An 18586-nucleotide genomic window follows, 5' to 3' on the forward strand; every position below is an offset into this window, starting at 1 on the left:
CCTTATTTCGGGTAAAGGGTGGGAACCATGTCGACATCGCAGATTTCATCTTGTGCACTCCAGTACACCGTTTATGGGCGTGATGGGGGCGAGCAAAGCGCATCCCTGCTGCGCTACAGCGGTCAGAGAAAAGAGTCGGCCACAGGGCACTACTTGCTGGGGAATGGATACCGTGCGTTCAATCCGGTTTTGATGAGATTCCATAGCCCTGACAGCATGAGCCCTATGGGTGCTGGAGGATTAAATTGTTACGCCTACTGCAGTGGGGATCCCGTGAACAATACTGACCCCAGCGGTCATTTGAAACTTCCAAGAGTAAAACTCTCAAGCATCCGCCCTAAGGCGGCGAGTATCAAAAGTGGGTATAGCATCAATCCTGATTTCAAAGGACTCCCGTCTGCCCCAGATGTAGTAAACCAGCGCGTTATAGACGCGGTTGATGCCTTGGGTCATGGTTATGGCAATCAAATAGAACCCATCATGAACTCAGCGCTATGGTCTGATGGGCAGAAATTGCTGGTGGAGGGCAGCGCCGTAACGCTGTCTGATCGTATCGGGAAAACCGCGATGCGGATTGATGAACTGCCAAGAGCCTGGAGCTTCGTGCGCAGATGGCTTGAAGCGCAGCAGCGCCAGAGCCTGGAAGCACTTACGGTTCTTGAACCGCTCCTTCGTAGTATGAAAGGCGCTAAGGACATCCCTCGATTAGACAGTTGGCTCCATAGCCCCAAAGGGTGGGCTCAAAAAGTAAGAGATCCCGACAAAGCTGGATAGCACTCTGCACAATCCGGATAGTTCCCCGCCAGTCGTCTCCCTAACCTGACCAGGTCTTAACAATAACAATGGAGACCCTGGCCATGTCCCTGGGATTCGACTACCTTAATGCCATGCTCGAGGACGACCGTGAAAAGGGCATCTACCGCTGCAAGCGCGAGATGTTCACTGACCCACGCCTGTTCGACCTGGAAATGAAACACATCTTCGAGGGCAACTGGATTTATCTGGCCCACGAAAGCCAGATCCCCGAGAAGAACGACTTCCTCACCCTGACCATGGGGCGCCAGCCGATTTTCATCGCGCGCAACAAGGACGGTGAGCTCAATGCCTTCCTCAACGCCTGCAGCCACCGCGGCGCCATGCTGTGCCGGCACAAGCGCGGTAACCGCTCCAGCTACACCTGCCCGTTCCACGGCTGGACGTTCAACAACAGCGGCAAACTGCTGAAGGTGAAAGACCCGAGCAACGCCGGCTACCCCGACAGCTTCAACTGCGACGGCTCCCACGACCTGACCAAGGTGGCGCGCTTCGAGTCATACCGGGGCTTTTTGTTCGGCAGCCTGAATGCCGATGTGAAACCGCTGGTGGAGCACCTGGGCGAATCGGCCAAGATCATCGACATGATCGTTGACCAGTCGCCGGAAGGCCTGGAAGTGCTGCGCGGTGCCAGCTCGTACATCTACGAAGGCAACTGGAAACTCACTGCCGAGAACGGCGCCGACGGCTACCACGTCAGCTCCGTGCACTGGAACTACGCCGCTACCCAGAACCAGCGCAAGCAGCGCGAGGCGGGCGACGAGATCAAGACCATGAGCGCCGGTGCCTGGGCCAAGCAGGGCGGCGGCTTCTACTCCTTCGACCACGGCCACCTGCTGCTGTGGACCCGCTGGGCCAACCCGGAAGACCGCCCAGCCTATGAGCGCCGTGACCAACTGGCCGCTGACTTCGGCCAGGCACGTGCCGACTGGATGATCGAGAACTCGCGCAACCTGTGCCTGTACCCGAACGTGTACCTGATGGACCAGTTCAGCTCGCAGATCCGCGTTGCCCGGCCGATTTCGGTGAACAAGACCGAAATCACCATCTACTGCATCGCGCCCAAAGGCGAGAGCGCCGATGCCCGCGCCAAGCGCATCCGCCAGTACGAAGACTTCTTCAATGTCAGCGGCATGGCCACCCCCGACGACCTGGAAGAGTTCCGCTCCTGCCAGACCGGCTACGGCGGTGGTACCGGCTGGAACGACATGTCCCGTGGTGCAGCCCACTGGGTGGACGGCGCCGATGAAGCGGCCAGGGAAATCGACCTCAAGCCGCTGTTGTCCGGCGTGCGCACCGAAGACGAAGGCCTGTTCGTGCTGCAGCACAAGTACTGGCAGGACACCATGATCCAGGCCCTGAAGGACGACCAGCAACTGATCCCCGTGGAGGCCGTGCAATGAGCCTTTATGAGACTGTGCGCGACTTCCTCTACCGCGAAGCGCGCTACCTGGACGACGCCCAGTGGGACCAGTGGCTGGAGCTGTACGCCAGCGACGCCAGCTTCTGGATGCCGAGTTGGGACGATGACGACACCCTCACCGAAGACCCACAAAGCGAAATCTCGCTGATCTGGTACGGCAACCGTGGCGGCCTGGAAGACCGTGTGTTCCGCATCAAGACCGAGCGCTCCAGTGCGACCGTGCCCGACACCCGCACTTCGCACAACATCAGCAACATCGAGATCGTCGAGCAGGGCGAGGGCAGCTGCCAGGTGCGTTTCAACTGGCACACCCTGAGCTTCCGCTACAAGACCACGGACAGCTACTTCGGCACCAGTTTCTACACCCTCGACCTGCGCGGCGAACAGCCGTTGATCAAGGCCAAGAAGGTGGTGCTGAAGAACGATTACGTGCGCCAGGTCCTCGACATCTACCACATCTGATACAGGGTTTTGCGAGCACTGCCCGGTGCGTCATGCGACGCGCCGTGGGCTGGCTCGCCTGCGAGGTGCAACATGAGCTACCAGATCGCATTGAATTTCGAAGACGGCGTAACCCGTTTCATCGAGGCTACTGGCCATGAAACCGTGGCTGACGCTGCCTACCGCCAGGGCATCAACATCCCGCTGGATTGCCGCGACGGCGCCTGCGGTACCTGCAAGTGCAAGGCCGAATCCGGCCGCTACGACCTGGGCGACAACTTCATCGAAGATGCCCTGAGCGAAGACGAAATTGCCGAAGGCTACGTACTGACGTGCCAGATGCGCGCCGAAAGTGACTGCGTTATCCGCATCCCGGCCTCGTCGCAGCTGTGCAAGACCGAGCAGGCCAGCTTCGAGGCTGCCATCAGCGACGTGCGCCAGCTGTCGGCCAGCACAATTGCCCTGTCGATCAAGGGTGACGCGCTAAGCCGCCTGGCCTTCCTGCCGGGGCAGTACGTCAACCTCAAGGTGCCGGGCAGCGAGCAGAGCCGCGCCTATTCGTTCAGTTCATTGCAAAAGGGCGGCGAAGTCAGCTTCCTGATCCGCAATGTACCGGGCGGGTTGATGAGCAGCTTCCTGACCAGCCTGGCCAAAACCGGCGACAGCATGAGCCTGACCGGGCCGCTGGGCAGCTTCTACCTGCGCCCGATCCTGCGCCCGCTGTTGCTGTTGGCCGGCGGTACCGGCCTGGCACCGTTCACCGCCATGCTGGAGAAGATCGCCGAGCAGGGCAGTGAACACCCGCTGCACCTGATCTATGGCGTAACCAACGACTTTGACCTGGTCGAACTCGACCGCCTGCAAGCGCTGGCGGCACGCATCCCCAACTTCACCTACAGCGCCTGCGTGGCCAATCCGGACAGCCAGTACCCGCAAAAGGGCTACGTGACCCAGCACATCGAGCCCCGCCACCTCAACGACGGCGACGTGGATGTGTACCTGTGCGGGCCGCCGCCGATGGTCGAGGCGGTCAGCCAGTACGTGCGCGAGCAGGGCATTACCCCGGCCAACTTCTACTACGAGAAGTTCGCGGCGGCGGCCTGACAGATCGCCGGGGCCGCGCTGCGGCCCTCCCAATTGCCATTAACCGGGTCATGCAGGAAAAACATATGAACAACAGATTCCAAGGCAAGGTCGCCCTGGTCACCGGTGCCGCCCAAGGCATCGGCCGGGGCGTGTGCTGGCGGCTCAAGGCCGAAGGCGCGCAAGTGGTGGCGGTAGACCGTTCCGAACTGGTCCACGAGCTGGCTGGCGAGGGCGTGCTCACCCTCACTGCCGACCTGGAACAACACACCGACTGCGCCCGGGTCATGGCCAGCGCGGTGGAAACCTTTGGCCGCATCGACATCCTGGTCAACAACGTCGGCGGCACCATCTGGGCCAAGCCTTTCGAGCACTACGAGGTCGAGCAGATCGAGGCCGAAGTGCGCCGTTCGCTGTTCCCCACCTTGTGGTGCTGCCATGCCGCGCTGCCCTACATGCTTGAACGCGGCAGCGGCGCCATCGTCAACGTTTCGTCCATCGCTACCCGTGGTGTCAACCGTGTGCCCTATGGCGCGGCCAAAGGCGGCGTCAATGCACTGACCGCGTGCCTGGCCTTTGAAACTGCTGGCCGTGGCATTCGTGTCAACGCCACCGCACCCGGCGGCACCGAAGCACCGCCGCGGCGGGTACCGCGCAACAGTGCAGAGCAGAGCGAGCAGGAAAAACACTGGTACCAGCAGATCGTCGACCAGACCCTCGACAGCAGCCTGATGCACCGTTACGGCAGCATCGACGAGCAAGTGGGCGCGATCCTGTTTCTGGCGTCGGACGAAGCCTCGTACATCACCGGCGTGACCCTGCCGGTAGGGGGCGGCGACCTCGGCTAAGCAGCAACCTCAAGGCAACAGCTTTCCTCCACAACAAAAACAAGAGCGACAGATGCCATGCGAACCCTTGACGTACACCCGATCATCGACAACGCGCGTTTCACCCCATTTCACTGGATGGTCATGGCCTGGTGCGGCCTGCTGCTGATTTTCGACGGCTATGACTTGTTCATCTACGGCGTGGTACTGCCGGTGATCATGAAAGAGTGGGGCCTGACCCCGTTGCAGGCTGGTGCGCTGGGCAGCTACGCGCTGTTCGGCATGATGTTCGGCGCCCTGGCTTTCGGCAGCCTGGCCGACCGCATCGGGCGCAAGAAGGGCATTGCCATCTGTTTCGCCTTGTTCTCGGGGGCAACCATCCTCAATGGCTTCGCCAGCAGCCCGAGCGAGTTTGGCATCTACCGCTTCATTGCCGGCTTGGGCTGTGGCGGCCTGATGCCCAACGCCGTGGCATTGATGAACGAGTACGCACCCAAACGGCTGCGCAGCACGCTGGTGGCAATCATGTTCAGTGGCTATTCGCTGGGCGGCATGCTTTCGGCGGGCGTGGGCATCTTCATGTTGCCGCGCTTCGGTTGGGAGTCGATGTTCTTCGCGGCTGCAGTACCCCTGTTGCTGTTGCCGGTGATCCTCTACTACCTGCCGGAATCCATCGGCTTCCTGGTGCGCCAGGGCCGCAACGATGAAGCGCGCAAGCTGCTCAAGCGGTTGGACCCAGGGTGCGATGTGCAGGCTGATGACGTATTGGAGGCGGCTGACCGCAAAGGCAGCGGGGCCTCGGTACTGGCGCTGTTCCGCAACGGCCTGGCCGTGCGCACCCTGGCGTTGTGGCTGGCGTTCTTCTGCTGCCTGTTGATGGTTTACGCACTCAGCTCCTGGTTGCCGAAACTGATGGCCAACGCTGGCTACAGCCTGGGTTCCAGCCTGTCGTTCCTGCTGGCGTTGAACTTCGGCGGCATGGCCGGGGCAATTCTCGGCGGCTGGCTGGGCGACCGCTACAACCTGGTCAAGGTCAAGGTGGCGTTCTTCATTGCCGCCGCACTGTCGATCAGCCTGCTGGGTGTCAACAGCCCGATGCCGGTGTTGTACCTGCTGATCTTCATTGCCGGCGCCACCACCATTGGAACGCAGATCCTGCTGTATGCCGGTGCCGCGCAAATGTATGGGCTGTCGGTGCGTTCCACGGGGCTTGGCTGGGCCTCGGGTATCGGCCGCAATGGCGCCATCGTCGGCCCCTTGCTGGGCGGTGCACTGATGGGCATCAACCTGCCCCTGCAACTCAACTTCATCGCCTTCGCCATCCCTGGCGCCATTGCCGCGCTGGCCATGGCCGTGCACCTGGCCAGCGGCCGTCGGCAAGCCCAGGCCGTGGTGGCGCAGGCATGACCCGAAAATAACAAGATGAGGTAACCCAAAATGACCGTGAAAATTGCCCACACTGCCGAAGTGCAGCGGTTCTTCGAGGAGGCCGCGGGCATTGGCAACGATGAAGGCAGCCCACGCCTGAAACGTATCGTGCAACGCGTGCTGCAAGACACCGCACGGTTGATCGAAGACCTGGAAGTCAGCGAAGACGAGTTCTGGCATGCCGTCGACTACCTCAACCGCCTGGGCGGGCGCGGCGAGGCCGGGCTGCTGGTGGCGGGCCTGGGCATCGAGCACTTTCTCGACTTGTTGCAGGATGCCAAGGACGAACAGGCAGGGTTTACCGGCGGTACACCCCGCACCATCGAAGGCCCGCTGTATGTCGCAGGCGCGCCCATCGCTCACGGTGAAGTGCGCATGGACGACGGCAGTGAAGACGGCGTGGCCACGGTGATGTATCTGCAAGGCCAGGTATTCGACCCCCAAGGGCAACCGCTGGCGGGTGCCACCGTTGACCTGTGGCATGCCAATACCCGTGGCACCTATTCGTTCTTCGACCAGAGCCAGTCCGCCTACAACCTGCGCCGTCGCATTGTCACAGACGCAGAAGGGCGTTACCGCGCTCGCTCCATCGTGCCGTCGGGTTACGGATGCGACCCGCAGGGGCCAACCCAGGAATGCCTGGACCTGCTGGGCCGCCATGGCCAGCGCCCGGCGCACGTGCATTTCTTTATCTCGGCAGCTGGGCATCGCCACCTGACCACGCAGATCAACCTCTCCGGGGACAAATACCTGTGGGATGACTTTGCCTATGCCACGCGGGATGGGCTGGTGGGGGAGGTGGTGTTCGTCGATGGCCCGGCGGGGCGGCATGCGCAGCTGAAGTTCGACTTCCAGTTGCAGCAGGCCCAGGGCAGTGCGGATGAGCAGCGCAGCAGCCGGCCGCGGGCTTTGCAAGAGGCCTGATACACCGAGTTGGCTTCTTCGCGGGCTTGCCCGCTCGCACAGGGGGCGCGGGAACCCGGGGCAGTGCACTGGACCTGTGGGAGCGGGCAAGCCCGCGAAGAAGCCAACACCAGAACAAGAGCCAGCCACAAAGGCCGGCCACTGCCTTGCGAGATGCGCCATGAAAACCCTGATCAAGGACAGTTCGCTGTCCGCCATCGTCGCGGGCTGCATCGCCACGATGATCTCTTACGCCGGCCCGCTGGTGATCATTTTCCACGCCGCCGAAGCTGCCGGGCTGTCCCACAAGCAGTTGTCATCCTGGGTCTGGGCCGTGTCCATGGGCAGTGCTGTGCTCGGTGCGCTGCTCAGCCTGCGCTACCGCGTGCCGGTAGTGATCGCCTGGTCGATCCCGGGCTCAGCGCTGCTGGTCACCGCGTTGCCGCAACTCGGCCTGGAACAGGCCGTAGGTGCCTACCTGGTGGCCAACCTGGTGCTGCTGCTGATCGGCCTCAGCGGTACCTTCGATCGCATCATCGCGCGCCTGCCGGGGTCCATCGCGGCGGGTATGCAGGCCGGCATCCTGTTCAGTTTCGGTATCGAAGTGTTCCGCGCCTTGCCCGTGCAGCCGTTGCTGGTAATGGCGATGTTCGTCACTTATGTGCTGATGCGCCGGCTACAGCCCCGTTATGCGGTGGCTGCGGTGCTGTGCGTGGGCACCCTGGTGACGGTGGCCAGCGGTGCGTTTCGCAGCGAGGCGCTGGTGCTGGAGCTGGCTTCACCGCAGTGGATAACACCGCAGTTCAGCCTGCCGGCGGTGTTCAGCCTGGCGTTGCCGATGGTGCTGGTGGCGCTGACCGGGCAGTTCATGCCGGGCATGGCGGTGCTGCGCAATGCGGGATACCCCACACCGGCCAGCCCGTTGATCAGTGCCAGTGCCCTGGCCGGTATCGTGCTGGCGCCATTCGGCTGCCACGGGCTGAACCTGGCGGCGGTTACCGCCAGCCTGTGCACAGGCCATGAAGCCCATGAAAACCCACGGCGGCGCTATGTGGCGGCGGTGGCTGGCAGCACCCTGTACCTGCTGCTGGGCATCGCCGGCGCCACGTTGATGTCGCTGTTCACAGCCTTTCCCTCGGCGCTGATCGCTGCGCTGGCCGGGCTGGCCCTGTATGGCGCCATCAGCGAAGCCCTGGCCCGCAGCCTGGCAGAGCCGGCCGAGCGGGATGCGGGATTGTTCACTTTCCTGGTCACGGCTTCGGGGGTGGCATTCCTTGGCCTGTCGGCGGCGTTCTGGGGGCTGCTGTTTGGCCTGCTGGCCCATGCACTGCTCAGGCTGCGCCAGCCACGTGCACGGGAGGTGCTGCGCCGTACCCCATGAGCTGCCGTGTTCCCAACGCTTTATCCATAAAAACAAGATCAAGAGAGCTTCGGAATGAATCACACCCCTTGCGTTGCCCTGGGCCTGACTTTGCTCAGCCAACCATTGCTGGCTGCCGACGGCGGTTTCTTCGAAGATTCGAAGGCTACCCTGAGTGCCCGCAACTACTACTTCAGCCGCGATTTCTCCGATATTGTCGGGGCCAACAAGCAGTCCAAGGCCGAGGAGTGGGCCCAGGGCTTCATCCTCGACTTCAAAAGCGGCTACACACCGGGTACGGTCGGCTTTGGCGTCGATGCACTGGGCCTGCTGGGCATCAAGCTGGACAGCAGCCCGGACCGCGCCAACACCGGCCTGCTGCCGGTGCATGGCGACGGCCGTGCTGCCGACGAGTACAGCCGCCTGGCGCCCACCTTCAAGGCCCGCCTGTCGAAGACCGAACTGCGCGTGGGCGAACTGCAACCCAACCTTCCGGTACTGACCTTCAGCGACATCCGCCTGCTGCCGCCGACCTATCAGGGCGCCAGCTTGAGTTCGTCGGACATCGACGGGCTGACCGTGCAGGCCGGGCACCTGAAAAGCACCCACCTGCGCAACGAAGGTGGCGACGGCAAGATGAACGCGATGCTTGGCCATGTGCCGATGCGTCAGGCCCAGAGCGATGCCTTCAACTATGTGGGCGGGGATTATGCGTTCAATGCCAACCAGAGCAGCGTCAGCCTGTGGTACGGGCAATTGGAGGACATCTACGAACAGGGATTTGTCGGCCTCAAGCACAGCAAGCCTGTGGGCGACTGGGTGCTCAGTGCCAATCTGGGCTACTTCACCGCGCGTGAGGATGGCGATGCCTTGCTGGGCAACATCGACAACCAGGCGTTCTTCTCGATGTTCACCGCCCGACATGGTGGGCACAGTTTCCATGCAGGCTACCAGGGCATCTATGGCGACAGCGCGTTCCCACGGGTGTTCGCCAACATTTCGCCGCTGGGTAACGAGGTGCCGACCTATGAATTCGCTTACACCGACGAGCGTTCGTACCAAGTGCGTTACGACTACAACTTCGCCGCCATGGGGGTGCCGGGGCTGACAGCGACCGTACGCTACATCACCGGTAACAATGTTGATACCGGGCTGGGCTATGAAGGCCGTGATCGTGAGCGCGATCTGGATATCGGTTATGCAGTGCAGAGCGGGATGCTGAAGGGGCTGGGGATTCGGGTGCGCAATGCCATGGCACGCTCCAACTACCGCAGTGATATCGATGAAAATCGTTTGACGCTGGTGTACACCTGGCAGCTGTTCTGACAGGCGTACACAAAATGTCGAGCATTTCGCAGATCGCTATAGGAGCGGCCTTGTGTCGCGATGGCTGCACAGCAGCCCCATAACCCTTGTGGTTCGAGACAGCCGGGGCTGCTGCGCAGCCCATCGCGACACAGGGCCGCCCCTACACGGGAATTGCGTATCGGCATAGGTTGAGGGTAGCTTTCAGAAACCACTTTTCAGGGATGCTACCCTTGGACTCCATCACCCAAGCTGTACTCGGCGCGGCGCTGCAAGGTACCCTCCTGGGGCGCATCCAGGGCCGTCGCTCGCTGCTGTATGGCGCAGCACTGGGTACGCTGCCGGACCTGGATGTGATCATCCGCTACGCCGACCCGGTGTCGCAGATGACTTACCATCGCGGCTTCTCGCACTCGTTGTTCGTGCTCACCGGGCTGGCCCTGCTGCTGGCCTGGTTAGTCAACAAATGCTGGCCCGGCAAGGGGTACACGTTACCCAGGCTGTTCCTCGCCTTCTGGCTGGTACTTGTCACCCACCCGTTGCTGGATGCCTTCACGGTATATGGCACGCAACTGTTCTGGCCACTGCAGCCTATCCCCCAAAGCTGGGCCGCTGTGTTCATCATCGATCCAGTCTATACCTTGCCGCTGCTGGCGGCGGTCATCTACGCAAGCTTCAAGGGCGTTACCGGCAGGGCTACACGCTTGCTGACCCTGTCACTGGTGTTCAGTACCGCCTACCTGGGCTTCGGCCTTGCCGGGCGCATGGCAGCCGAGCAACGCTTCCAAGCGGCACTGGACCAGCAAGGTATCGTCGTGAGCGAGGTACGCGCCGTGCCCATCGCATTCAACAGCCTGGTCTGGCGCGTAATGGCCAAGACCCAGGATGGCGATTACTACGAAGGCATCAACAGCAGCTTCGACCGGCAAGCGCCAGAAATGCAGCGCTTGCCGCACAATCTGGAACTGGCAAAAGCGCTGGCAGGCGACCCTTTGCATCAACGCTTGCGCTGGTTCACCGGCGACTGGCTGCGGTACGACCAGATAGGCAATGCGTTGGTGGTCACCGACCTGCGCATGGGCATCCCGGGCAACTACACCTTCCGTTTCAACATGGCCCACCGCGACAACCAGGGCAACTGGATTGCCGATGTGCCTTCGGTGTGGGAGGGTGCCGGGCCTGGGTCAATGTTCAACAGCCACGACCTGGCGCTGATCTGGCGTCGTATCGTCGACCAGCAGCCGCCTTTGCCGCTGGAGGCCTGGACCGACCGGTACCTGGGGGCAGGCGCGGTCGAACGCGGGCGCTGAGGCATGCGTTCGGCCGGGCTGGACCTGGTCAAATGGACAGCGATGCTGACCATGGTCACCGACCACCTGCGCTTCATATGGCCTGAGGCCGATGGCTTGTTCGTGATTGGCCGGCTGGCGTTTCCGCTGTTTTGCCTGGCCATTGCGGTGAATGTGGGGCGTGCCAGGGCAAAGGTGCTCCATACCCGCGCCAACCTACGCTACCTGTCGCTGATGCTGCTGTTCGCGGTGCTCTCGGAGCCCGCCTATCGCTGGCTGGACAGTGGTTCACAGACGTTCAGTGTAATGCCGACACTGGTACTGGGGTTGCTGGTTGCCTGGGGTGTGCAGTACCCACTGTGGCCGGCGCGCGTACTTGGCCTTGCGGGCCTGCTGGCAGGGTGGTTGTTCAGCGAGCAATTGATGTACGGGCTGCCGGGGGTGTTGCTACCTGGCGCCTGGCTGATGGCACGCAGGCAGGGTGGGGTAGCCTGGTTGCTGCCTTGCCTGATGGCCATTGGCGGCAACCTGACCAACACCTGGTTGCGCGAGCATCTTCTGGCGCCCATTACCCTGCTGACGCTGGCTGCCGCTGCGCTGGCAGTTCCTGTCGGGTGGCTGTTGTTGCGTCATGATGCCTGGCGGATACCTGCCGTAGGGCGTTGGGGCTACCTGTTCTATCCCGTGCACCTGCTGGTGATCAAAAGCTTGTCTTGAGGCTTAGCGTTCCTGGCGGATAACACCTGCGCTGTACCTGGGGCGCGGCCGCTCGCCAAGCGCTGCAGCGTCGCCGCTTGCAATTCCCAGATCCATACCCATCTAAACCGGCCGCACCACACTCAGGAACCTGTCATGGAACCCAACCGCTTCGGCGATATTGCCGCCTTCGTCAGCGCCGCGAAGGCCGGCAGCTTCACTGCCGCCGCTGCCAGCCTGGGCCTGACCCGGTCAGCGGTAGGCAAGAGCATTGCTCGCCTGGAGGCCCGCATGGCGGTGCGTTTGCTCAATCGCACCACGCGCAAGCTGAGCCTGACCGACGAGGGCCTGGTGGCATTCGAACGCTGGCGGCAGATACTGGATGACCTGGACGAGGTGGAAAGCGCCATGGCCCAGCGCCGCGGTAAGCCTACAGGCACCTTGCGCCTGACTGCGCCGCTGTCGCTCGGCCAGCGCCATGTGCTGCCGGTGCTGGACCAGTACCTCAAGCAATGGCCGGAACTGCGCGCAGACATCCGCTTCACAGACCGCTTCGTCGACCTGGTCGAGGAGGGCGTAGACGTTGCGGTGCGCATTGGCGCACCCAAGGAAGACTCGCAGCTGTTGACCCGCACGGTGGCCTGGCAGCAGTTCGTCACCTGCGCTTCGCCCGCGTACCTGGAAGCGCGAGGCGTTCCCTTGGTGCCTGCCGACCTTTATGGCCACGACAAGATCGCCTTCCTCGCGGGCGAGAAAGCCATGCCTTGGCGCTTTGACACTGAAGCAGGCCTGCACCTGTGCGAAGACCCTGGGCGGTTGAACATCGACAGCTCGGAGGCTATGCTCGACGGCGCCCGGGCCGGCTTCGGGCTGATTCACCTGCCCACCTACATCACCGGTGACGACCTGCGCGCCGGCACCCTGGCCGAAGTCCTGCACGCCTACCGGCCACCGGCGGACCCGATTCGTATCGTGTACCCGAGCAAGCGCCACCTGTCCCCTCGGGTACGCGGTTTCATTGACTTGTTGGTCGCCAGCTGGGAATCGGGCGGGCCCTGGGAGCACTGACCTGGTGTAGTGTGCGTGTGTTTTCAGCGACTATTTTTGCGTACTGATAAAAGTGTGAGTGGCCAGTTGGCTTCAGATCGCCCAAGATGGAGCGTGAAGATGCCAGTCGATCGACTGGCGGCTCAACCATCCCGGTAAACGCACCAGCCAGCATTCGAGGGTTTAGAGTATGTCCAACAGACAAAACGGAACGGTCAAGTGGTTCAACGATGAGAAGGGGTTCGGCTTCATCACTCCCGAGGGCGGTGGCGACGACCTTTTCGTCCACTTCAAAGCCATTGAATCGGACGGCTTCAAGTCGCTGAAAGAGGGCCAGAAGGTGTCTTTTGTTGCCGAGAAGGGACAGAAGGGCATGCAGGCTGCGCAAGTGCGCGCCGAGTAAGTTGCCCGAGTGTCCGGTACGCCCAGGCGTGCCCGGCCGCAGGAAGACGGAGCCCGTGGAGGGCTCCGTTTTTCGTATTATCGGTAAGCGCAACCTTCGCCAGCGCCCATGGCCTGGTGCAGAAACGGATAATCTGTATAGCCTTCGGGCCCATTGGCATAGTCGAACTGTGCCCGATGTTCGTTGAGAGGCGCTTGCGCCCGCAGCCGCTCTACCAGGTCCGGGTTGGCAATGTAGCTGCGCCCGAACGCTACGGCATCGATCAAACCACGCCCAATCAAGTCTTCGCCTTTCTCGGCGGTGTAGGCACCCGCAGCAATGATAACGCCCGGATAGGCAGCGCGGATCGCCTGGCGGAACTCGTCACGCAGCGGCTTGCCACCGGCCCAGTCCGGCTCGGAGAGGTGCAGGTAGGCGAGGTTGCGCTTGGCCAGTTCCCGGATCAGGTATAGCCCTGCGGCCTCTTGGTCTTCGCCATTGTCCACGCCATTGAACCCGCCCAGCGGGAACACGCGGATACCCACGCGCTCGGCGCTCCAGTTGGCAATCGCCGCGTCCACCGCTTCAAGCACGATGCGCGCCCTGTTTTCGATGCTACCGCCGTAGCGGTCCTCGCGCTGGTTGGCGCTCGGGGTAAGGAACTGGTGTAGCAAGTAGCCGTGGGCAGCGTGCAGTTCGATGAAGTCGAAGCCGGCTTCGCGGGCGTTGACCGCTGCCTGGCCGAAATCGGCCACGATGCCAGCGATTTCGTTCTCGCTCAGTGCACGCGGTGCGGAGGTTTCAACGCGTACCAGGTTGCCTTGCTCGTCGCGCAGGGTGGTGCGGGCGTCGGCCGGTAGCGCCGAGGGTGCGACAGGCGCTTCGCCACCGGGTTGCAACGAGGTATGCGATACCCGGCCGGTGTGCCACACCTGCACGGCGCTGTGCCCGCCTTCGGCGTGAATGCCTGCGTTGATGTGCCTCCAGGCGGCGATCTGCTCGGCACTGTGAATGCCGGGCGAGCCGGAATAGCCTTTGGCCTGGAAAGAGATCTGGGTGGCTTCGGTGATGATCAGCCCGGCGCTGGCACGCTGGCGATAATACTCAGCCATCATGGTGGTTGGCACATCACCCGGCTCAAGGCTGCGCAAACGGGTGAGGGGTGCCATGAACACACGATTGGCCAAGGTGAGCGGGCCGACTTGCAGGGGTTGGAAGAGTCTCATTGCAGCTCCAGAGGTGAAAACCAATGGTGCGCACGATACCGGGATGATTGGGGAAAGGGGGGACCGGAAGCCCGGCGCAGGGCTCCCCAATGGTGTTGTCAGTACCGGCCTCTTCGCGGGTACAAGCGGGCGATCAGCTACGGGCCAGCCGCCCGCTTACATAGTGCGCCACATCATTGAACCCCGGCGTGGACGCATGCCCCGGCGTCACCAGCGAATCGATGAACGCTTCGTCCTCTGCCGTGATCTTCACCGCCAACGCACCACCATAGGTATCCCACTGCTCCTCGGTACGCGGCCCGACAATCGCCGAGCTCACCGATTGGTTGTTCAGCACCCAGGCGATGGCAAATTCGACAATCCCCACGCCCTTGGCCGCTACATAAGCCTGAAGCTGCCGAGCGATGGCCAGCGACTCCTGGCGCCACTCCACCTCCATGATGCGTTTGTCCTGGCGGCCGGCGCGGCTGCCGGCATCGGGCACAGCACCCGGTGCATACTTGCCACTGAGTACGCCCCGGGCCAAGGGGCTGAATGGTACAACGCCCAGCCCGTGGGCGGCGGCTGCAGCCAGCTGCTCTGGCTCGGCCTGGCGGTTGACGATGTTGTACAGCGGCTGGCTTACCACGGGCTTCGGCACACCCAGTCGCTCGGCAATGTGGCAGACCTCGGCAATGCGCCAGCCACGGAAGTTGGACACCCCCCAGTAGCGGATCTTGCCTTGGCGCAGCAGGTCGCCCATCGCCTGTACGGTCTCTTCCAGTGGCACCTTGTGGTCTTCGCGGTGCAGGTAGTAGATGTCCAGATAGTCCATGCCCATGCGCGTCAGCGTGGCTTCCAGCGCGTTGAAGATGTGCTTGCGTGACAGGCCGCTGCGGTTTGGCAGGCCCTCGGCCGGGCCGAAACCGACCTTGCTGGCGACGATCCAGTCATGGCGATGGCGCGCCACTGCTTCACCGACGATCTCTTCCGAACGCCCGGCGTTGTACACGTCGGCGGTGTCGATGAAGTTGATGCCCTGGCCCCAGGCCTTGTCGATGATGCGCAGGGCGTCTTCGGTGCTGGTCTGCTCGCCGAACATCATGCTGCCCAGGGTAAGGGCGGAAACCTGCAGGCCACTGTGGCCGAGGGGGCGGTAGATCATGCGCGTGAGTCCTTTTGCAGTCGGCTGATCCCGCTGTTTTACACACATCCGCCGGGCATTGAAAGGCAGCCTTCAGCCGATCAGCGCTAACGCCTCCTGCAGGCTCAACGGGCGCTTCAGGCGCTGCGAAAGCGTCGCCATGGCATCGGAATACCCTTGGGCGATAACCGCCTCGACCCTGTCATCCACACACTGCAAGGCAATGAAATCGCCTTGTTCCGGCCCACCGACGAACTCGATCCGGTTCCACTCCCGCGCATGGCCGAGCACTTCATAGGTACGACCGTGCTGGTAGGTCCAGAAGAAGGGTACATCGGCGTAGCGGCGCTGCTCGCCGAGCATGTTTGCGGCGGCGATCACCCCGTGTTGCTGGGCCAGGCGCCAGTGTTCGATGCGCACCGGGCGCCCCGAGAGCGGGAACGTGGCGATGTCACCGGCGGCCCACAAACCGTCGGCGGCGCGCAGTTCGGCATCGACCCGCAACGACTTGTCCTCGCTCAGCGGCACGCCCTGAAGGAAGGCGGTGGCCGGTTGCACGCCGGTGCCAAGCAATACCACTGGCGTTTGCAAGCGTTCACCGTTGGCCAACAGCACCGCCTCGATTTTGTCCCGGCCTTCGAACCGCTGGACCTGCGTGGGGCCATGGAAGGTGACGCCTCTGCGCTCATGCAGTTCGCGGATGCTGCGCCCGATGCGATCGCCTAGCTGCTTGGCAAGCGGGACCTCGTGGCGAGTCACTACATGCACCTGCACGCCGTACTCGTGCAGGGCCGAGGCCGCCTCCAGGCCGATGAAGCCATCCCCTACGATCACCGCCGGCTGGCCGGGCTCAGCTGCATCGAGCACCTGTGCGGCATCCTCCCGCGAGCGCAAGGTAAACACGCCCGGCAAGTCGACGCCGGGGATGTCGGGGCGCAGTGCCTTGCCGCCGCTGGCCAGCAGGCAGGCGTCGTAAGTGATTTGCTGGCCGTCGGCCATCATCAGTTGGCGTTTCTGGCTGTTCAAGCTGCGCACCTTACCGTGCTTACGCTCCAGCTGGCCCTTGCGCAGGGCGTCGGCTTCGAGCAACGCTGGCACTTCATCGGGCGCCATCTGCCCGGCAATCACGAATTTGCTCAGCGCGGTACGGTCGTAGGCCGGCTGGCGTTCCTGATCGATCCACAGCAACCGGCCAGCGAAGCCATGGGCCAGCAGAGTGGCAACTGCGGCGCTGCCGGCGGCACCGGCACCTATCACAACGAAGCAGCGGGCGTCGCTGTGCCTGGGTGGGTCGATGACGGGCAGCGGTTGGTCATCGACCCAGACTGCATCGTCCTTCACCCAAGCCTTGTAGCGGCGCAGGTCAGCCAGCGCAGGGGGTTCGCAGACCACCCCGTCATCGACGGCGAATGCAGCCTTGTGCCAAGGGCAGACCAGCAGGCCGCCGCAGACCACGCCTTCGTCCAGCGGGGCACCTGCGTGGGGGCAGTTGCCCTGGTAGGCATGAACCTGATTGCCCTGGCGGATGAGGATGAGCTCTTCATTGCCAGCCTGGACGCGCAGGGGGCGGTGTTCGTCGAGTTGGGCCAGGCTGGCCACGGCGTGCTGGGTCATGGGGTTCTCCAAAGGGGCCTTTGGAACCATTTGACGCTTGGGGTGGGGAGGGGATGCGTTGATCTGACGACCGGCAGAGCCGGGCTTGGGGCGCTACGCGCCCCATCGCCGGCAAGGCCAGCTTCCACAAGAAGACAGTTGCTCCCACAAGTTGACGCCAAATCACTACGTTGTTCTATGAGAACAGGTTCAACTGGCCCGTGCAGAACTCAGCGCACCTGCCCGTGTGACACGCAGGGCCACCAGGCTACCCAGCACGATCAGCGCTGCCAGCGAGTACAGTGCGGCGTCGGTGGAGCCGGTCTGATCCTTGATAAACCCCACCAGGTACGGGCTGAGGAAGCCTGCCATCTGGCCCACGGAGTTGATGATCGCCAGGCCAGCGACTGCTGTGCCGGCGCTGAGCAGCGTGGTGGGCATGGGCCAGAACATCGGCAGGCCGGTCAGCGCGCCCATGGTGGCGATGGACAGGCCTAGAATGGCAATGGCCGGGTTGCCGGCGAAGTTCACCGCAATCAGCAGGCCAACGGCACCCATCAGCATCGGCACCACCAGGTGCCAACGCCGCTCGTTGCGCAGGTCCGCCGAGCGGCCGCAAAGGATCATGAACACACCGGCCAACAAGTACGGGATCGCGCTGAGCCAGCCGATCAGCAGCGGGTTGTCGAAGCCCATGCTCTTGATGATCGACGGCAGCCAGAAGTTGATCGCGTAGACACCACTCTGGATACAAAAGTAGATAAACCCAAAGGTCCAGATCAGTGGGTGGGTCAGCACCGCGAGCACACCCTCGCCGGTGGTGGCGGGCTTGCTTGCTGCGTCGGCCTCCAGGTCGGTGGCGATCATCTGGCGTTCGGCCGGGCTTAGCCAGGCAGCTTTCTGGTAGCTATCGCTGAGCAGGAACACGGCCAGCACCCCGAGGGCAACAGTGGGCAGGCCCTGGATCAGGAACATCCATTGCCAGCCGGCCAAGCCATGCTGGCCGGCGGCGAAGTGCTGGAGGATCCAGCCGGAAAACGGCCCGCCGAGCAGGCCCGACACCGGGATCGCCGACATGAACAGGGCCATGATGCGTCCGCGACGGGCGGCCGGGAACCAGCGCGAAAGGTACAGCACCACGCCCGGGAAGAAGCCTGCTTCGGCAGCGCCGGTCAGTAGCCGCAGGGCGTAGAATTCGGTCGGGGTAGTGACGAACAGCAGGCAGGTGGACAGGCTGCCCCAGGCAATCATCATCAGCGCAATCCAGCGCCGCGGGCCAAAGCGGTTGAGTGCCAGGTTGCTTGGCAGGCCGCAGAGCACATAACCAATGAAGAAGATGCCGGCGCCAAGGCCGTACACTGTTTCGCTGAATTTCAGGGCGTCGAGCATTTGCAGCTTGGCAAAGCCGACGTTGACGCGGTCCAGGTAGTTGAACAGGTAGCAGATGAAAATGAACGGAATCAGCCGCAGGGTGATGCGCCGGTACAGCGCGTTGCGGGTGATGTCCGTGCCTTGGTCAGGGGCTGGGCTGTGTGCCATGATCGGGTTCTCTGTTGTTATGGTTTTTGCCGCGTCGCCTGTTCCGGCGCTCGCTCTGACGAGTCTCGGGGACTGCGGCTAGCCTGTCTTTGTGCTTTTGCACAGTGC

Annotated in this window: 17 protein-coding genes; 13 read left to right on the forward strand and 4 right to left on the reverse strand. The window is 62.8% G+C overall.

The window, feature by feature from the left end:
• The first annotated feature begins 27 nt into the window (after window positions 1-27).
• The 13 genes from LU684_RS30635 (at window position 28) to LU684_RS01630 (ending at window position 13018) form a co-directional block, all read left to right on the forward strand.
• A complete protein-coding gene (locus tag LU684_RS30635) occupies window positions 28-774 on the forward strand; it encodes an RHS repeat-associated core domain-containing protein (protein ID WP_442964189.1) in 747 nt (248 codons plus the stop codon).
• An 83-nt stretch (window positions 775-857) separates the two neighbouring features.
• Complete coding sequence (gene benA, locus LU684_RS01575) at window positions 858-2216, forward strand: benzoate 1,2-dioxygenase large subunit (protein WP_016487229.1); 1359 nt, start codon at window positions 858-860, stop codon at window positions 2214-2216.
• Window positions 2213-2698, forward strand: coding sequence for a benzoate 1,2-dioxygenase small subunit (benB, locus tag LU684_RS01580; RefSeq protein WP_016487228.1), 486 nt, complete (start codon window positions 2213-2215; stop codon window positions 2696-2698). Before benA ends, benB begins: the two co-directional genes overlap by 4 nt.
• A gap of 72 nt (window positions 2699-2770) precedes the next feature.
• Window positions 2771-3781, forward strand: coding sequence for a benzoate 1,2-dioxygenase electron transfer component BenC (gene benC / locus LU684_RS01585; protein ID WP_060517846.1), 1011 nt, complete (start codon window positions 2771-2773; stop codon window positions 3779-3781).
• A gap of 65 nt (window positions 3782-3846) precedes the next feature.
• Window positions 3847-4608, forward strand: coding sequence for a 1,6-dihydroxycyclohexa-2,4-diene-1-carboxylate dehydrogenase (locus tag LU684_RS01590; RefSeq protein ID WP_016487226.1), 762 nt, complete (start codon window positions 3847-3849; stop codon window positions 4606-4608).
• A 57-nt stretch (window positions 4609-4665) separates the two neighbouring features.
• Window positions 4666-5994: an MFS transporter gene (locus LU684_RS01595; RefSeq protein ID WP_016487225.1), complete on the forward strand. Its 1329-nt coding sequence runs from the start codon at window positions 4666-4668 to the stop codon at window positions 5992-5994.
• 30 nt (window positions 5995-6024) lie between these two features.
• The gene (gene catA, locus LU684_RS01600; RefSeq protein ID WP_232894046.1) at window positions 6025-6939 is read left to right on the forward strand and encodes a catechol 1,2-dioxygenase; all 915 of its coding nucleotides are present in this window, start codon (window positions 6025-6027) and stop codon (window positions 6937-6939) included.
• A 160-nt stretch (window positions 6940-7099) separates the two neighbouring features.
• On the forward strand, window positions 7100-8299 hold the full coding sequence (locus LU684_RS01605) for a benzoate/H(+) symporter BenE family transporter (RefSeq protein ID WP_016487223.1): 1200 nt from the start codon (window positions 7100-7102) through the stop codon (window positions 8297-8299).
• 54 nt (window positions 8300-8353) lie between these two features.
• Complete coding sequence (locus LU684_RS01610) at window positions 8354-9604, forward strand: OprD family porin (RefSeq protein WP_070086429.1); 1251 nt, start codon at window positions 8354-8356, stop codon at window positions 9602-9604.
• Between the two features lie 212 nt (window positions 9605-9816).
• Complete coding sequence (locus LU684_RS01615) at window positions 9817-10893, forward strand: metal-dependent hydrolase (RefSeq protein ID WP_232894047.1); 1077 nt, start codon at window positions 9817-9819, stop codon at window positions 10891-10893.
• Between the two features lie 3 nt (window positions 10894-10896).
• Window positions 10897-11589, forward strand: coding sequence for a TraX family protein (locus LU684_RS01620; protein ID WP_145914152.1), 693 nt, complete (start codon window positions 10897-10899; stop codon window positions 11587-11589).
• Window positions 11590-11724: 135 nt separating this feature from the next.
• A complete protein-coding gene (locus tag LU684_RS01625) occupies window positions 11725-12636 on the forward strand; it encodes a LysR family transcriptional regulator (protein WP_016487220.1) in 912 nt (303 codons plus the stop codon).
• Between the two features lie 169 nt (window positions 12637-12805).
• Window positions 12806-13018, forward strand: coding sequence for a cold-shock protein (locus tag LU684_RS01630; RefSeq protein ID WP_102690174.1), 213 nt, complete (start codon window positions 12806-12808; stop codon window positions 13016-13018).
• A 77-nt stretch (window positions 13019-13095) separates the two neighbouring features.
• Here the strand turns inward: LU684_RS01630 and LU684_RS01635 are convergent, their stop codons facing one another.
• The 4 genes from LU684_RS01635 to LU684_RS01650 all read right to left on the reverse strand — a co-directional run bounded on the left by LU684_RS01635 (window position 13096) and on the right by LU684_RS01650 (window position 18478).
• Window positions 13096-14223, reverse strand: coding sequence for an alkene reductase (locus LU684_RS01635; protein WP_060517837.1), 1128 nt, complete (start codon window positions 14221-14223; stop codon window positions 13096-13098).
• Between the two features lie 133 nt (window positions 14224-14356).
• On the reverse strand, window positions 14357-15367 hold the full coding sequence (locus LU684_RS01640) for an aldo/keto reductase (RefSeq protein WP_016487217.1): 1011 nt from the start codon (window positions 15365-15367) through the stop codon (window positions 14357-14359).
• A 72-nt stretch (window positions 15368-15439) separates the two neighbouring features.
• Window positions 15440-16960: an FAD-dependent oxidoreductase gene (locus LU684_RS01645; RefSeq protein ID WP_060517829.1), complete on the reverse strand. Its 1521-nt coding sequence runs from the start codon at window positions 16958-16960 to the stop codon at window positions 15440-15442.
• Between the two features lie 189 nt (window positions 16961-17149).
• On the reverse strand, window positions 17150-18478 hold the full coding sequence (locus LU684_RS01650) for an MFS transporter (protein WP_016487216.1): 1329 nt from the start codon (window positions 18476-18478) through the stop codon (window positions 17150-17152).
• Window positions 18479-18586: the final 108 nt, after the last annotated feature.

Source organism: Pseudomonas sp. NMI542_15 (genome assembly GCF_021283425.1).
GTDB classification, from domain to species: domain Bacteria; phylum Pseudomonadota; class Gammaproteobacteria; order Pseudomonadales; family Pseudomonadaceae; genus Aquipseudomonas; species Aquipseudomonas fortuita.

What these genes read in the sequence shown, in the direction of transcription:
- LU684_RS01645 (WP_060517829.1), bottom strand. Translation starts at nt 16,960, where the DNA reads ATGACCCAGCACGCCGTGGCCAGCCTGGCCCAACTCGACGAACACCGC.
- LU684_RS01635 (WP_060517837.1), bottom strand. Translation starts at nt 14,223, where the DNA reads ATGAGACTCTTCCAACCCCTGCAAGTCGGCCCGCTCACCTTGGCCAAT.
- catA (WP_232894046.1), top strand. Translation starts at nt 6,025, where the DNA reads ATGACCGTGAAAATTGCCCACACTGCCGAAGTGCAGCGGTTCTTCGAG.
- LU684_RS01610 (WP_070086429.1), top strand. Translation starts at nt 8,354, where the DNA reads ATGAATCACACCCCTTGCGTTGCCCTGGGCCTGACTTTGCTCAGCCAA.
- LU684_RS01625 (WP_016487220.1), top strand. Translation starts at nt 11,725, where the DNA reads ATGGAACCCAACCGCTTCGGCGATATTGCCGCCTTCGTCAGCGCCGCG.
- benB (WP_016487228.1), top strand. Translation starts at nt 2,213, where the DNA reads ATGAGCCTTTATGAGACTGTGCGCGACTTCCTCTACCGCGAAGCGCGC.
- LU684_RS01620 (WP_145914152.1), top strand. Translation starts at nt 10,897, where the DNA reads ATGCGTTCGGCCGGGCTGGACCTGGTCAAATGGACAGCGATGCTGACC.
- LU684_RS01630 (WP_102690174.1), top strand. Translation starts at nt 12,806, where the DNA reads ATGTCCAACAGACAAAACGGAACGGTCAAGTGGTTCAACGATGAGAAG.
- benC (WP_060517846.1), top strand. Translation starts at nt 2,771, where the DNA reads ATGAGCTACCAGATCGCATTGAATTTCGAAGACGGCGTAACCCGTTTC.
- LU684_RS01590 (WP_016487226.1), top strand. Translation starts at nt 3,847, where the DNA reads ATGAACAACAGATTCCAAGGCAAGGTCGCCCTGGTCACCGGTGCCGCC.
- LU684_RS01640 (WP_016487217.1), bottom strand. Translation starts at nt 15,367, where the DNA reads ATGATCTACCGCCCCCTCGGCCACAGTGGCCTGCAGGTTTCCGCCCTT.
- LU684_RS01595 (WP_016487225.1), top strand. Translation starts at nt 4,666, where the DNA reads ATGCGAACCCTTGACGTACACCCGATCATCGACAACGCGCGTTTCACC.
- LU684_RS01650 (WP_016487216.1), bottom strand. Translation starts at nt 18,478, where the DNA reads ATGGCACACAGCCCAGCCCCTGACCAAGGCACGGACATCACCCGCAAC.
- LU684_RS30635 (WP_442964189.1), top strand. Translation starts at nt 28, where the DNA reads ATGTCGACATCGCAGATTTCATCTTGTGCACTCCAGTACACCGTTTAT.
- LU684_RS01605 (WP_016487223.1), top strand. Translation starts at nt 7,100, where the DNA reads ATGAAAACCCTGATCAAGGACAGTTCGCTGTCCGCCATCGTCGCGGGC.
- benA (WP_016487229.1), top strand. Translation starts at nt 858, where the DNA reads ATGTCCCTGGGATTCGACTACCTTAATGCCATGCTCGAGGACGACCGT.